Origin of the sequence: Azospira oryzae, from assembly GCF_004217225.1 — a bacterium.
GTDB lineage: Bacteria > Pseudomonadota > Gammaproteobacteria > Burkholderiales > Rhodocyclaceae > Azospira > Azospira oryzae.
Window position 1 is genome coordinate 874055 of record NZ_SHKM01000002.1, and the last position, 14463, is coordinate 888517.

Annotated in this window: 16 protein-coding genes; 14 read left to right on the top strand and 2 right to left on the bottom strand. The window is 70.3% G+C overall.

Translation table 11 applies throughout. The annotated features are described in order from the left end of the window. The first annotated feature begins 5 nt into the window (after positions 1-5). The 4 genes from pal to EV678_RS13250 all read left to right on the top strand — a co-directional run bounded on the left by pal (position 6) and on the right by EV678_RS13250 (position 2480). Positions 6-521: a peptidoglycan-associated lipoprotein Pal gene (gene pal / locus EV678_RS13235; protein ID WP_014235593.1), complete on the top strand. Its 516-nt coding sequence runs from the start codon at positions 6-8 to the stop codon at positions 519-521. A gap of 2 nt (positions 522-523) precedes the next feature. Beyond that, entirely contained in the window at positions 524-1300 is a 777-nt protein-coding gene (gene ybgF, locus EV678_RS13240) for a tol-pal system protein YbgF (protein ID WP_014235592.1), read from the top strand. A 115-nt stretch (positions 1301-1415) separates the two neighbouring features. Beyond that, positions 1416-2063, top strand: coding sequence for a 7-carboxy-7-deazaguanine synthase QueE (gene queE, locus EV678_RS13245; protein WP_130459842.1), 648 nt, complete (start codon positions 1416-1418; stop codon positions 2061-2063). Positions 2064-2108: 45 nt separating this feature from the next. After that, positions 2109-2480, top strand: coding sequence for a PilZ domain-containing protein (locus EV678_RS13250; protein WP_130459843.1), 372 nt, complete (start codon positions 2109-2111; stop codon positions 2478-2480). Positions 2481-2587: 107 nt separating this feature from the next. Here EV678_RS13250 and EV678_RS13255 read toward each other — a convergent pair whose 3' ends face one another. Then, positions 2588-3040, bottom strand: a complete 453-nt coding sequence (locus tag EV678_RS13255; protein ID WP_014235589.1) for a universal stress protein — start codon at positions 3038-3040, stop codon at positions 2588-2590. 83 nt (positions 3041-3123) lie between these two features. After that, positions 3124-3702, bottom strand: coding sequence for a bifunctional adenosylcobinamide kinase/adenosylcobinamide-phosphate guanylyltransferase (gene cobU / locus EV678_RS13260; protein WP_130459844.1), 579 nt, complete (start codon positions 3700-3702; stop codon positions 3124-3126). Positions 3703-3786: 84 nt separating this feature from the next. Between cobU and cobT the strand changes: the two genes are divergently transcribed. From cobT to EV678_RS13310, 10 genes are read left to right on the top strand one after another with little or no spacing between them, the layout of a single operon-like run. Continuing rightward, entirely contained in the window at positions 3787-4842 is a 1056-nt protein-coding gene (cobT, locus tag EV678_RS13265; protein ID WP_130459845.1) for a nicotinate-nucleotide--dimethylbenzimidazole phosphoribosyltransferase, read from the top strand. Positions 4843-4852: 10 nt separating this feature from the next. Further along, positions 4853-5629, top strand: coding sequence for an adenosylcobinamide-GDP ribazoletransferase (locus EV678_RS13270; protein ID WP_130459846.1), 777 nt, complete (start codon positions 4853-4855; stop codon positions 5627-5629). Next, complete coding sequence (locus tag EV678_RS13275; protein WP_130459847.1) at positions 5614-6183, top strand: histidine phosphatase family protein; 570 nt, start codon at positions 5614-5616, stop codon at positions 6181-6183. Before EV678_RS13270 ends, EV678_RS13275 begins: the two co-directional genes overlap by 16 nt. A 31-nt stretch (positions 6184-6214) precedes the next feature. Next, complete coding sequence (rfaQ, locus tag EV678_RS13280) at positions 6215-7318, top strand: putative lipopolysaccharide heptosyltransferase III (RefSeq protein ID WP_130459848.1); 1104 nt, start codon at positions 6215-6217, stop codon at positions 7316-7318. Next, the gene (locus tag EV678_RS13285) at positions 7315-8460 is read left to right on the top strand and encodes a glycosyltransferase family 4 protein (RefSeq protein ID WP_130459849.1); all 1146 of its coding nucleotides are present in this window, start codon (positions 7315-7317) and stop codon (positions 8458-8460) included. The genes rfaQ and EV678_RS13285 overlap by 4 nt, the downstream gene beginning before the upstream one ends. Positions 8461-8499: 39 nt before the next feature. Beyond that, a complete protein-coding gene (gene msbA / locus EV678_RS13290; protein WP_130459850.1) occupies positions 8500-10254 on the top strand; it encodes a lipid A export permease/ATP-binding protein MsbA in 1755 nt (584 codons plus the stop codon). Beyond that, a complete protein-coding gene (locus tag EV678_RS13295) occupies positions 10254-11363 on the top strand; it encodes a glycosyltransferase family 4 protein (RefSeq protein ID WP_130459851.1) in 1110 nt (369 codons plus the stop codon). Before msbA ends, EV678_RS13295 begins: the two co-directional genes overlap by 1 nt. Then, positions 11335-12465 carry a glycosyltransferase family 9 protein gene (locus tag EV678_RS13300; protein WP_130459852.1) on the top strand — a complete coding sequence of 377 codons (1131 nt, stop codon included), beginning with the start codon at positions 11335-11337 and terminating at the stop codon, positions 12463-12465. The genes EV678_RS13295 and EV678_RS13300 overlap by 29 nt, the downstream gene beginning before the upstream one ends. Before the next feature lie 23 nt (positions 12466-12488). Further along, positions 12489-13511 carry an FkbM family methyltransferase gene (locus EV678_RS13305; RefSeq protein WP_165397515.1) on the top strand — a complete coding sequence of 341 codons (1023 nt, stop codon included), beginning with the start codon at positions 12489-12491 and terminating at the stop codon, positions 13509-13511. Continuing rightward, complete coding sequence (locus EV678_RS13310; protein WP_165397516.1) at positions 13495-14460, top strand: glycosyltransferase family protein; 966 nt, start codon at positions 13495-13497, stop codon at positions 14458-14460. Before EV678_RS13305 ends, EV678_RS13310 begins: the two co-directional genes overlap by 17 nt. The last annotated feature ends 3 nt before the right edge of the window (positions 14461-14463 follow it).

Below are 14463 nucleotides of genomic sequence, written 5' to 3' on the forward strand. Positions count from 1 at the left end.
GAAACATGCGCAAACTGGCTCTTCCCGCTCTCATCGCTTCCCTCTTCGTGCTGGCCGGCTGCGGCAGCCAGCCCGCCGCCCCGGAACAGTCCGGCGCCGGCGTCGAAAACCGTAGCGCCACTGCCACCGGCGTCGGCGGCGGCGATGTGGGCATGAAGCCCTACAACGATCCGAAGAACGTCCTCTACAAGCGCAGCGTGTACTTCGACTACGACAAGTTCGACATCAAGCCCGAGTACAAGGAACTGGTCGCCGCCCACGCCAAGTATCTGGCCGCCAACAAGGGCACCAAGATCCTGATCCAGGGCAACACCGACGAACGCGGCTCCCGCGAGTACAACCTGGCCCTGGGTCAGAAGCGTTCCGACGCCGTGAAGAAGGCCCTGTCCCTGCTGGGCGTGCGTGAAGAGCAGCTGGAATCCGTGAGCCTGGGCGAAGAAAAGCCGAAGGCTGAAGGCAACGACGAGGCCGCTTACGCCGAAAACCGTCGCGCCGACATCCTCTACAGCGGCGAGTTCTAAGCATGATGCGCCGGCTCGTTCCCTCGGCGGCGCTTCTGGCAGCCCTCTGGGTGGCCGGGCCGGCACACGCCGGCCTCTTCGACGACGAAGAGGCCCGGCGCCAGATCAACGATCTCAAGGCCCAGACCACCGAGCGTCTGGACACGGCGTCCCGGGCCCAGATCGAACTGTCCAACCAGATCGAGTCCATGCGCTCCGAAATGGCCAAGCTGCGCGGCCAGGTGGAAGTGCTGACCTACGAACTGGAAGCAGCGCAAAAACGCCAGAAGGATTTCTACATCGACCTGGATACCCGCCTGCGCAAGCTGGAAGGTCCCTCCGCTCCCGGCGCCGCCAATCCGCCGGCCGGGGAAGAGGGCGCTCCCGCCGCCGCCGCGGCAGCTCCGGCGCCCGCCAAGTCGGACCCGGCCCAGGAAGCGAAGGAATACGAAGCGGCCCTCAACCAGTTCAAGGCCGGCAAGTACAAGGAAGCCGCCGGCGCCCTGGAGGCCTTCGTCAAGAATCATCCCGCCAGCACCCTGGCGCCGTCGGCCCAGTACTGGCTGGGCAACAGCCATTTCGCCCAGCGCGACTGCAAGAAGGCCATCGAGGTGCAGAATGCCCTGGTGGCCAAGTGGCCGGAAAGCCCCAAGGCTTCCGACGCCCTGCTCAACGCCGCCACCTGCCAGCAGGAACTGGGCGACGCCAAGGGGGCGCGCAAGACCCTGGAAACCCTGGTGGCCAAGTACCCCAGCAGCCAGGCCGCCGAATCGGCTCGCCAGCGGCTGAAGAAGAAGTAGGCGCCGGCAGGATCGGCGCAGATCGTGCGGGGAACGGCTGACGTTCCCCGTTGTCTTTTGCAGCGCCCCTTTTGCCGAACCGGCCCAATCGATAGCCCTTTTTCCGCCGCCGCCCATGACCGCTCCGACGCTGAAGATCAGCGAAATTTTCTACTCCCTGCAGGGGGAAACCTCCCGTACCGGCCTGCCTACGGTCTTCGTGCGTCTCACCGGCTGCCCCCTGCGCTGCGTCTGGTGCGACACCGCCTATTCCTTCTCCGGCGGCACCCTGATGAGCCTGCCGGCGATCCTGGCCGAAGTGGCGCGTCACCCCACCAAGCGGGTCTGCGTCAGCGGCGGCGAACCCCTGGCCCAGAAGAACTGCCTGCCCCTGCTTACCGCCCTGTGCGATGCGGGCTGCGACGTTTCCCTGGAAACCAGCGGCGCCCTGGATGTTTCCGGCGTCGATCCCCGGGTGTCGAAAATCGTGGACCTGAAGGCGCCGGGCTCCGGCGAGGTGGAGCGCAACCTGTGGTCCAACCTGCAGTACCTGACGCCCCACGACGAGCTGAAGCTGGTGCTGGCCGACCGGGCCGACTACGACTGGGCCGTGGCCCAGTTGCGCCAGCATGGCCTGATCGGCCGCTGTCCCATCCTCATGGCGCCGGTACAGGGCAGCCTGGAGCCGGGCACCCTGGCCGACTGGATTCTCGCCGACGGCCTGCCGGTGCGCCTGCAGGTGCAGTTGCACAAGCTGCTTTGGGGTAACATGCGAGGGAAATAAGGGCGCCCGGCCAACCCCTGGCGGCGCCCCAGCGAGGAGACTCCCATGAGCCAGGAACGCCGTCATTTCAGCCGCATCCATTTCCTCAGCAACGCTTACCTGACCACCGCCAGCGGCGGCCGCCACATCGGCGAAATCCGCGACCTCTCCCTTAAAGGGGCGTTGGTGGCCATGGCCTCGGGCTGGCAGGGCCGCTCCGGCGAAGGCTGCAAGCTGGAGATTCCCCTCAATCACAGCGATGCGGTAGTGATCATGGAAGGCCACCTGGCCCACGTGGGCGACAACAACACGGTGGGCATCCGCTGCGAATCCATCGACCTGGACAGCATCAGCCACCTGCGCCGCCTGGTGGAACTGAACCTGGGCGACCCGGAGCTGCTCAACCGGGAACTATCGGCCCTGGTCAGCCACGACTGATCCCCGCCCGACTTCTTCCCTGCCAAGATTTCCCTGCCAAGAAAAAAGGCCGGACGCCCTTTCGGGTATCCGGCCTTTTTGTTTTGCGGCAGCTCTTGGGTGAGCGCTTACTCGCCCCGTACCAGCAGGATGGAGCAGGAGGCGCGGCGCACCACGCGCTCGGCCACGCTGCCGACGAAATAGCGTTCCAGGCCGCGGCGGCCGTGGGTGCCCAGGATCAGCAGGTCGGCTTTCCAGGCTTCGGCGGTGTCCGCCAGGATGTCGGAAACGTGCTTCTTCTCCGAATCCACTACTTTCAGCTCGGGCTCGATGCCGGCGGCCCGGGCGGTGGCGGCGGCCTTCTCCAGGAAGGCCCGGGCGGCGGTGCGCAGTTGGGATTCCACTTCGCCGATGGGGGTGGGGGCCAGGCTCTCCACATTGGAGCGGGCCAGGATGGTTTCGTCGATGGCGTGGGCGATGCAGAGGGCGGCACCGTGGGCCTTGGCCAGGGAGGCCGCCTCGGCCAGGACCCGCTGGGTCATGAAGCTGTCGTCGATGGCGACCAGGATGCGCTTGTACATGGGTGAATCTCCCCGGGACGTTGGATTGTTGGGCGCCAAGATACACCGGCCCCGGGGGGCGGCGAAACGGGGATTTTCCCTAATCAGGCGGCGCTGCCGCCAGGGCTCTTGAGGCTCAGGGGCAGGCCGGCGGCCACCAGGGTAACCTGTTCGCAGGCGGCCCCGACCCGCTGGTTGAGGCGCCCCTGCTCGTCGCCGAAGAGGCGGGACACCGGATGCATGGGCACGATGCCCCAGCCCACCTCGTTGGAAACCAGGATGATGCGGCCGGGCAGGGCCGGCAGGAGTTCCACCAGGGCCTGGGTCTGGCCCTGCAGCAGGGGGCAGTGCACCGCCTCGCCGGCTTCGGCCTGGCGCGCCGCCTCGCCGGCAAAGAGCAGGTTGGACAGCCACAGGGTCAGGCAATCCACCAACAGGCAGCGCTGGGGCGAGGCCTCCCGGGCCAGCAGGGCGGCCAGTTCCAGGGGCTCCTCGCGCAGGCCCCAGTGGGCCGGGCGGCGCTCCCGGTGGTGGGCGATGCGGCGGGCCATTTCGCCGTCCCGGGACTGGGCCGTGGCCACGTAGACCACTTCCAGGCCGCTGGCGGCGGCCCGCTGTTCGGCCAGGGCGCTCTTGCCGGAGCGGGCGCCGCCGATGATCAGTTCGCGCAGGGCTTTTTCCATGGGCGAGAGGGTAGCACAGGGGCGGGGCGGCTCCGGGGCGGCGGGTATAATGGCCGGCTTCACTTCCCCTCGCGTGTCGCTCCCATGTCCCTGCCCGACTTCCAGATTGCCGCTCCCGCCGTCGACATCCTGCCGGCCCTGCGCCACAAGATCGATACCAAGACCAAGCCCGTGGGCGCCCTGGGCCAGCTGGAAAACCTGGCCCTGCTGATCGGCCTGATCCAGCAGAGCCTGACGCCGGCGGTGCGGCAGCCGGAAGTGATCGTCTTCGCCGGCGACCACGGCGCCGCCAAGGCCGGCGTTTCCGCCTATCCCCAGGACGTGACCTGGCAGATGGTGGAGAACTTCCTCGCCGGCGGCGCCGGCATCAACGTCTTCGCCCGCCTCAACGGCGTCGCCCTGACCGTGGTGGATGCGGGCGTGGCCCACGATTTCGCCCCCCGGGAAGGGCTGCTGTCGGCCAAGATCGGCCCCGGCACCGCCAACTACCTGGAAGGGGCCGCCATGAGCGCCGCCCAGCGGGATGAGGCCATCGCCGCCGGCGCCGCCGCGGTGCGGGCCGCCGCCGCCCGGGGCTGCAACGTCATCGGCTTCGGCGAGATGGGTATCGGCAACACCGCCGCCGCCTCCCTCATGACCCACTGCCTGACCGGCGCCAGCCTGCCCGAATGCGTTGGCCGCGGCACCGGCCTGGACGACGCCGGCCTCTCCCGCAAGCGCAACCTGCTGGCCCAGGCCATGACCCGCTACCGCCAGGCCGGCGGCGGCGACGATGCCCTGGAGGTGCTGGCCCAGTTCGGCGGCTTCGAGATCGCCCAGATGGTGGGGGCCTTCCTGGCCGCCGCCGAAGCCAAAATGCTGATCCTGGTGGACGGCTTCATCGTCACCTCGGCCCTGCTGGTGGCGGCCCGCCTGCAGCCGGAGGTGCTGGGCTACTGCGTCTTCTGCCACAACTCGGCCGAGCCCGGCCATCGCGCCCAGCTCGACCACTTCGGCGCCACCGCCCTGCTGGACCTGGGCCTGCGCCTGGGCGAAGGCACCGGCGCCGCCCTGGCCCTGCCCCTGGTGCGGGCCGCCGTGGCCTTCCTCAACGAAATGGCCAGCTTCGAGTCGGCCGGCGTCAGCGACAAGGAAGCCTGAGGCCGTGGCCATGGGCTGCCTGCGCCGGGAGCTGGAATACTTCTTCGGCGCCCTGCGTTTCTTCACCCGCCTGCCGGTGCCGGCCTGGGTTGGCCATTCCAGCGAGGGCCTCAACCGGGCAGCCCGCTACTTCCCGGCGGTGGGCCTGCTGGTGGGCGCCATCGCCGCCCTGGCCTTTGTCCTGGCCGCCCTGGTGTGGCCCAAGGCCCTTGCCGTGCTGGCCGCCATGGCCGCCACCATCTACGTCACCGGCGCCTTCCACGAGGACGGCCTGTCGGACATGGTGGACGGCTTCGGCGGCGGCTGGACCCGGGAGCAGGTGCTGACCATCATGAAGGACTCCCGGGTCGGCAGCTACGGCGTCGTCGCCATCGTCCTGGTGCTCCTGGGCAAGTTCCTGGCCCTTTCCGCCCTGCCTGCCGCGGCCCTGCCGGCGGCCCTGGTGGCCGGCCATGCCGTCTCCCGGGGTTGCGCCACGGTGCTGCTGAAAAGCCTGGATTACGTGCGCGAGGACCAGCTGTCCAAGGCCAAGCCCCTGGCCACCCGCATGGGCGCCGGCGAGCTGGCCCTGGCCCTGTGCTTCGCTCTGGCCGGCGTCGCCCTGCTCGCGCTCTATCTGCCTCCGGCCAACCTGGCCATGGCCCTGCTGCTGGCCGCCGCCTGCACCCTGTGGCTGGGCCGCCTGATGCGGCGGCGCCTGGGGGGCTATACCGGCGACTGCCTAGGCGCCACCCAGCAGGGCAGCGAACTGGCCTTCTACCTGGGGCTGCTGTGGACCTTTTCCTGATCCGCCATCCCCGGCCCCTGGTGGCCGAGGGCATCTGCTACGGCAGCACCGACCTGGCCCTGGCCGAACCCGCGGCCGTCGCGGCGGCCCGCCTACGGCCCCTGCTGCCGACGGATGTCCCCCTCCATTCCAGCCCCCTGCGGCGCTGCCTCGAACTGGCCCGGGCCATCGGCCCGGAAGCGGCGACGGACGCCCGTCTGCAGGAGCTGCACTTCGGCCACTGGGAAGGACGGGCCTGGGACGACATCCACCGCCAGGACCCGGGCGTACTGGACCGCTGGGCGGCGGATACGGCGAACGCCGCGCCCCACGGCGGCGAGACGGCAGCCCAGTTGCAGGCCCGGGCCCTGGCCTGGGTAGCGGAACAGGCCGCGGCCGGGGATGGGGACCGGGCCCTGGTGGTGGTGACCCACAGCGGCGTGCTCAAGGCCCTCTTCGGCCACTGGCTGGGTCTGGCCCCGGCCGACTGGTTCCGCCTGCATTTCGACTATGCCGGCGTCAGCCGGGTGCAGCTGGATGCCCAGGGCGCCCGGGTGCGCTTCCTCAACCGCTAAAAGGGCTGCGAAGCCGGTAAAATCCCGAGCCATGGCCGAAACCTATCTTCCCGATGCCGTCCCCCTCGACCAGGTGCGCCGCGCCCTGGTGATCAAGCTGCGCCACCACGGCGACGTGCTGCTGTCGGCGCCGGTGTTCGCCGCCCTCAAGGCGGCGGCGCCCCAGGCCCGCCTCGACGCCCTGGTGTACCGGGACACGGCGGAGATGCTGAGCCAGCATCCGGCCATCGACACCGTGCACTGCATCGACCGGCAATGGAAGAAGCTCGGCCCCTGGGGCCACCTGCGGGCCGAATGGCAGCTGTTGCAGAGCCTGCGCCATCCCGGTTACGACCTGGTGATCCACCTCACCGACCATCCCCGGGGCGCCTGGCTGGCCCGGGCCGTCGGCGCCCGCTGGGCCGTGGGGCCCAAGGTGAGGGGCCGGGGCGGTTTCTGGCAGAACAGCTTCACCCATTTCGTCGGCGCTCCGGGCAATGCCCTGCGCCACACGGTGGAACGCAACCTGGACGCCCTGCGCCGCATCGGCCTCTATCCGGCGCCGGATCAGCGGCGCCTGTCCCTGGTGCCCGGCATGGAAGCGGAGCGCCGGGTGGGCCAGCTGCTGGCGGACCAGGGCCTGGGCGGCAAGCCCTTCGTGCATCTGCATCCCGCCTCCCGCTGGCGCTTCAAGTGCTGGACTGCGGAGGCCATGGCTGCCGTCATCAACGGCCTCCAGGCCGAGGGCTGGCCGGTGGTGATCTCCGCCGCGCCGGACCCTGCCGAGCGGGAGATGGTGGCCGCCATCCAGGCCGGCCTGGCTCGTTCCGCGGTGGACCTCTCCGGCCAGCTGAGTTTGAAGGAACTGGCGGCCCTGGCCGGCCGGGCCCGCCTCTTCATCGGCGTGGACTCGGCCCCCATGCACATCGCCGCCGCCATGGGCACGCCCGTGGTGGCCCTCTTCGGCCCTTCCGGCGACAAGGAATGGGGCCCCTGGGGCGTGCCCTCCCGGGTCATCGTCAGCCAGGACCATCCCTGCCGCCCCTGCGGCATCGACGGCTGCGGCGGCGGCAAGGTCAGCGACTGCCTGGTCTCCCTGCCGCCGGCCACGGTGCTGGCCGCCGCCCGGGAACTGCTGGCGGAGCCTGCCGTTTGAAAATCGCCATCGTCCGTCAGCGCTACAACCCCTACGGCGGCGCCGAGCGCTTCGTCGAGCGGGCCCTGGGGGCCCTGGTGCAGGAAGGGGCCCAGGTCACCCTCATCACCCGCTCCTGGGATGGCGCCCCTGCTGCCGGCTTCGCCCAGATCACCTGCGATCCGCCCTATTCGCGCCTGTGGGGCGGCCGTGCCGCCCGGGATGCCTCCTTCGCCCGCTGCGCCCAGCAGGCCATGGCCGAGGGCGGCTTCGACATCACTCAGAGCCACGAACGCATTCCCGGCTGCCGCATTTTCCGCGCCGGCGACGGGGTCCATGCCGCCTGGCTGGAGCACCGGGCCCGGGCCCGGGCCCGGGGCGGCCTGACCCGCTGGCTGGACCGGCTCTCCGGCTTCCACCGCTACATCCTGGCCCAGGAGCGGGCCATGCTGACCCACCCGGCCCTGGCCCGGGTGATCTGCAATTCCCGCCTGGTGGCAGAAGAGATGCAGCGCTACTACGGGGTGCCGGAAGAAAAGCTGGTGCTGATCGAAAACGGGGTGGACCTGGAGCATTTCCACCCCCGCCTGGCCGCCGCCCACCGGGTGGAGCTGCGGGGCCGCCTCGGCATTGCGGCGGAGGCGCCCCTGTTTCTCTACGTCGGTGGCGGTTTCGAGCGCAAGGGCGTCCCCCGCCTGCTGCGGGCCTTCGCCGCCATGGCCAGCCAGGAGGCGCACCTGCTGGTCGTGGGCGGGGACCGCAGCCTGAAAGCCATGTCCCGCCTGGCTGACAGCCTTGGCATCGGCGAACGGGTCGTCTTTACTGGCCCCCAGAAGGATGTGCGGCCCTATTACGGCGCCGCCGATGCCTTCGTCCTGCCCACCCTCTACGACCCCATGCCCAACGCCGCCCTGGAGGCCCTGGCCTGCGGCCTGCCCACCATCACCAGCACCAGCTGCGGCATCGCCGCCCGCATCCGGGAGGGGGAGAACGGCTACGTGGGCGACGCCCTCGACCTGCCCCTGCTCACCCGCCACCTGGAAGCCCTGGCCGCACCGGGCCGGGCCGCCGCCATGCGGGATGCGGCCCGGGCTTCGGTGCAGGACCTCTCCCTCGCCGCCATGGCCGAGCGGCTGGTGGCCCTTTACCGCAGCCTGGCCTAGCCGAGCGGCTATAATCGCGGTTTCCTCCGCCTCACCCCTATGAGCCGTCAAGACCTCAACACCCGCGCCCTCTATTTCCGCCTCCTCGGGTATGTGCGCCCGTACTGGAAGGCGGTGGCGCTGTCCCTGGGGGCCACCGCCATCCTGGCGGCCACCGAGCCCCTCTTCCCGGCCCTGATGAAGCCCCTGCTGGACGAGGGCTTCATCAAGTCGGGCAGCTTCGGCAATCCCATCTGGATTCCCCTGGGCATCGTCGGCGTCTTCATCCTGCGCAGCATCTTCAGCTACTTCTCCTCCTACGGCTTCTCCTGGGTCTCCAACCGGGTGGTGACCGACATCCGGGACGAGATGTACCAGCGCCTGGTGCGCCTGCCCATCGCCTATTTCCAGAAGCACGGCTCCAGCGTGCCCCTGACCAAGATCGCCTACGACGTGAACGGCGTCGCCGTGGCCGCCACCAACGTGGTGGTGACCATCCTGCGCGACGGCCTCTCGGTGGTGGGCCTGCTCGGCTGGCTGCTGTGGCTCAACTGGCAGCTGACCCTGGTCTGCTTCGCCCTCATTCCCGCCATCGCCTGGTCCATGCGCACCTTCTCCTGGCGCATGCGCCGCGCCAGTCGCGGCTCCCAGGAGGCCGTGGCGCGCATGGTGGAAGCCCTGCAGGAAACCTCCCACTGCGCCCGGGTGATCAAGGTCTTCGGCGGCGAGGCCCAGGAGGCCGGCCGCTTCGGCCAGATCAACAACGAGGTGCGGCGCCAGGGCATGCGCCAGGCCGTGGCCTCCTCCGCCACCAGCCCCATCACCCACATCTTCGCCTCCATCGCCCTGGCCATCGTCGTCTATGTGGCCCTGACCCAGTCCGCCTCCGGCAGCACCTCCGTCGGCAGCTTCGTCTCCTTCATCACCGCCCTGCTCATGCTGCTGGCGCCCCTGCGCCGCCTGGCCGACGTCAGCGCCCCCCTGCAGCGCGGCCTGGCGTCTGCCGAGAGCGTCTTCCAGCTGCTCGACGAGGCGCCCGAGGCCGATCCGGGCCAGACCCGCCTGGGCCGGGCCGAAGGCCGCATCACCCTGGAACAGGTCACCTTCCGCTACCCCGGTGCCGAGCGGGATGCCCTGGCCGGCGTCTCCCTGGACATCGCTCCCGGCCAGACCGTGGCCCTGGTGGGCCAGTCCGGCGGCGGCAAGTCCACCCTGGCGGCCCTGGTGCCCCGCTTCTACAACCCGGACAGCGGCTGCCTGCGCCTGGACGGCCACGACCTGCAGGAACTGAGCCTGGAGAGCCTGCGCCGCAACATCGCCTATGTCAGCCAGGACGTGCTGCTGTTCAACGACACGGTGGCGGCCAACATCGCCTACGGTGCCACTGCCGATGCCAGCCGGGAGCAGATCGAGGCGGCGGCGGAAGCGGCCCACGCCCTGGATTTCATCCGGGCCCTGCCGGAAGGCTTCGATACGGTCATCGGCGAAAACGGCAGCCGCCTCTCCGGCGGCCAGCGGCAGCGCCTGGCCATCGCCCGGGCCCTGCTCAAGGACGCCCCGGTGCTCATCCTCGACGAGGCCACCTCGGCCCTGGACAACGAATCGGAACGGGCGGTGCAGGCCGCCCTGGAAACCCTCATGCAGAACCGCACCACCCTGGTCATCGCCCACCGCCTGTCCACCATCGAAAGCGCCGACAAGATCGTCGTCCTGGCCCAGGGCGCCATCGTCGAGCAGGGCACCCACGCCGAGCTACTGGCCCGGGAAGGGGCCTACGCCAGTCTTTATCGCCTCCAGTTCGCGGAGGTGGCGTGATGAAGATCGTGCACACCGAAGCCTCCTGCGGCTGGGGCGGCCAGGAGATCCGCATCCTCTCCGAAGCCGCCGGCATGATCGAGCGGGGCCATGAGGTGGTGCTGCTGTGTCCGCCCGAATCCCGCATCTACCAGGAAGCCCCGGGCCGGGGCGTGCCGGTGGTGGCCCTGCCCATCGGCCGCAAGCGCCTGCCCGGCTTTTTCGCCATGCGCCGCTGGCTGGCCGCCAATCCGGTGGACGTCATCAACACCCACAGCTCCACCGACAGCTGGCTGGCCGCCCTGGCCTGCGCCACCCTGGCCAAGGCGCCGCCCCTGGTGCGCACCCGCCACGTCTCGGTGCCCATCCCCAACAACCGCAGCACCCGCTGGCTGTACCTCAAGGCCTCGGCCCACATCGCCGTCACCGGTGAACTGCTGAAGCGGCGGATGATCGCCGACAACGGCATGCCGCCGGACCATCTCACCTCCGTGCCCACCGGCATCGACACCCGCCACTTCAGCCCGGCCATGCCGGCGGAGAAGGCCGCCCTGCGGCCCCAGCTGGGCCTGCCGGAAGACGCCTGCGTCTTCGGCATCGTCGCCACCCTGCGCAGCTGGAAGGGTCACAGCTACCTCATCGACGCCTTCGCCCGCATCGACGATCCCCGGGCCCGCCTGCTCATCGTCGGCGGCGGCCCCCAGCAGCAGGCCCTGGAGCAGCAGATCGCCCGCCTGGGCCTGGGCGACCGGGTCATCATGGCCGGCGAGCAGCGGGACGTGCAGCCCTGGCTGCGGGCCATGGACGTCTTCATCCTGCCTTCCTACGCCAACGAGGGCGTGCCCCAGGCCCTGATGCAGGCCATGTCCTGCGGCCTGGCCTGCATCACCACCGATGTGGGCAGCATCAGTGAGCTGGCCAGCGACGGCGAGACCGCCCTGATGGTGCCGACCAAGGACGTGGCCGCCCTGCAGGCCCGCATGGAGGAACTGGCGGCCGACAGCGGACGCCGCCAGCTGCTGGGCGCGGCGGCGCGGCGGCGCTGTCTGGAAGGCTACGACCGGGAAACCATGCTCGACCGCATGGAGACCATCTTCCGCCATGCCATCGCCCAGCAACAGCCGCGCTAAGGGTCGCCTGGGCCTGCTGGCCCGGGCCCTGGCCCATTCCCTGGGTCCGCGCCGGGCCCCCGGGGCGCCGGCCACCATCCTGGTGGCCCACCGCCTGCTCCTCGGCGACACCCTGATGCTGGCGCCCCTCTTCGCTGCCCTGCGTCGCCAGCATCCGGCAGCGGACATCGTCACCACCTGCGCCCCGGCCCTGGTGCCCCTCTTCGCCGGGCGGCCCTACGGCGTCCGGGCCCTGGCCTTCGACCCGCGCCAGCCGGAGACCCTGGCCGACCTCTATGCCGAGGCCCGCCGCCTGGGCGGCTTCGACCTGGCCCTGGTGCCCGGCGACAACCGCCACGCCCTGCTGGCCCGGGCCCTGGGCAGCCGCTGGATCGCGGCCCTGGCGGCGGACCGGCCGGCGTGGAAGAATGCCCTCTGCGACGAACTGCGCCCCTGGCCCGCCGCCCCCACGGCCCTGGCCGACATCTTCGCCAGCCTGGCCGCCCCCGCGGCGCCCGGCCGCTACGCTCCGGCCGACTGGCCGGCGCCGCCGGCCGCTCCCTTCCAACGCCCTGCCGGCCCCTACGCCGTGCTGCACGTGGGCGCCGGTTCGCCCCTGCGCCACTGGGCCCCGGCCCACTGGCAGGCCCTGGCGGAGCACCTGGAAGCTTGCGGCCTGCAGCCGGTGTGGAGCTGCGGCCCCGGCGAGACGGCGGCCCTGGCCGGCATCGACGCCGCCGGCCGCCACCCCGCCTTCCCCGGCACCCTGGATCTGGCCCAGCTGTGGCAGTTGCTGGCCGGCGCCCGCCTGCTGGTCTGCCCGGATACGGGCGTGGCCCACCTGGGCAAGGTGGTGGGCGTGCCCACCGTCTGCCTGTTCGGCCCCGGCTCCCCGGCCCTCTTCGGCGCCGGCGCCTTCTGGAGCGAGGCACCCTTTGCCGCCGTGGGCGAGGCCCGTTTCCCCTGCCGCGACCAGCACATCCTGTTCAAGCGCGTCCTGCCCTGGGTCGAGCGCTGCCAGCGCAGCCCCCGGGAATGCCAACGGGCCCGCTGCATGGAGGCGGTCGGCCTGCCCGCCGTGCAGGCGGCCATCGCCCGTCTGCTGGGTCCTCTTTCTTCCTGATTTCCTTACTTTCCCATCCCACCATGTCCAATCCAGCCAGCTCCGCCTCCCAATCCCTGGTCCGGCCCCTAGCGGTGGCCGAATTCAAGCCCTTCACCCTGGTTCGCCGCAGTCGCGGCATCGATCTCTACGAGATTGCCCATGGCCGCAAGAAGACCGTGATCGAGCGCCTGCGGGTGAAGGCCGCCACCCGCGCCTTCCGTCGCCTGCAGCGCGCCGGCCAGCCGTCCCTCGGCGTGGCCCGCAGCGAAGGCCTGGGCCGGGAGTTCAGCTTCGACGCCCGCAATACCCAGTTCCATGCCATCTACGAGTATGCGGAAAAGGGTTATGAGATCGATGTGATGGGCGCCATCCTCACTTTCCTGCCGGCCGACGGGGTGTTCGTGGATGTGGGCGCCAACTGGGGCTACTTCGCCCTGGCAGTGGCCGCCTCGCCCCGCTTCAACGGCCGGGTGCTGGCTTTCGAGGCCTTCCCACCGAGCTTTGCCGACCTGGACGGCATCCGCAGCCAGCTGCAGATCGACGGGGCGCGCCTGCAGGCCGAAGCCATGGCCCTTTCCCGCAGCGAGGGTACGGCCTACCTGGGCGTCGGCAACGGGCAGTACAGCGGCCTGATCAAGGTCTCCAGCGAGCAGACCGGCGTGGCGGTGCCGAAGAAGCCCCTGGATGCCTTCGCCCTGGCCCGCCTGGATGTGATGAAGATCGATGTGGAGGGCCACGAGCTGGACGTGCTGGAGGGCGCCGCAGCGACCCTGGAGCGCTGCCGTCCGGTGATTTGCCTGGAGAACTGGTTCGATATCGAGCGGGAGCAGGGGACCCGGGAACTGGCGGCCCTGGAGTTCCTGGCCGACCGGGATTACGCCCTGTTCATTCCCGCCCTCACCGATGCCAGCGGCCAGCCGGTGCTGCTGGACCTGCGCCGGACCCAGGCCGCCGAGCTGTTCCTGCGGGGCATGCCCTTTGTGCCGAGCCAGCGGGGCTTTTTCGACAAGCGGGTGAATGTGCTGGCCATTCCCCGGGAACGGGCCCATGAACTGCCCTGCTGAGCCCCCCATCCTCCTCGACCTGGCGCCCAAACCGACCCCCCTGAACGACGCCCTGGCGGCGCTGGGTGTCGAGGTCAGGCGCAGTCTGCCGGCCCCCGGCGAGTTGCCGGCAGGGGCCGTGGCCGGCTGCATGATGGGTTTCTACGACTACGTCTCCCGTCCCTGGCGGGCCTGGAAGCTGAAGCGGGTGCTGGGCCCCGGGGTGCCGGTGATCGCCTGGAACCGGGATGCGCCGGGCTATCTCAACAAGCGCCCCTGGCGCCTGGCCCTGGCCAGCCGCCTGGAGGGGCTGGACATCTACGCCACCCACGCCATCACCGACGACTGGCGTTTCGGCAAGGAAGTGGCGCTGCTGCACAACGGCGCCAACATCGCCGCCTACAACCTGGCCGGCCGCAGCCTGGAGTCTCTGCGGGACGAGGGCAACTACCGCTACGACGTCACCTTCTTCGGCGCCATGAATGCGGATCGCTACAAGGAATACCTGCCGCGGGAGCGCTTCTTCGGCGCCCTGGGCCAGGCCCTGGAGAGCCGTGGCATCAATTACCGCTTCATCGATACCTCGCGTACGCCCATGAGCGTGGCGGAGCAGGTGGAACTGGTGCAGACCTCGCGCATCAACATCAACTACGGTGCCGGCTGCGAGTACGGCGCCCCCATGGGCTACGGCCTGCCGGAGCGCTGTTTCGGCATTCCCGCCTGCGGCGGCTTCCTGCTCTCGGACTATCGCCTGCACGCGGCCGATGCCTTCGCCGCGGACGAGTGGGCCGACTACACCGACCTGGAGCAGGCGTTGCAGCGCATCGACTACTATCTGGGAAATTTTGCCGAAGCCCGGGCCATCGCCGAACGGGCCTATCGGCGGGTCCTGGCGTGCCACAGCTACCGGCACCGGGCCGAGGAACTGCTGGCCCTGCTGGCGGACTGGCGCCGCCGTCACGGCGCCTGAGGC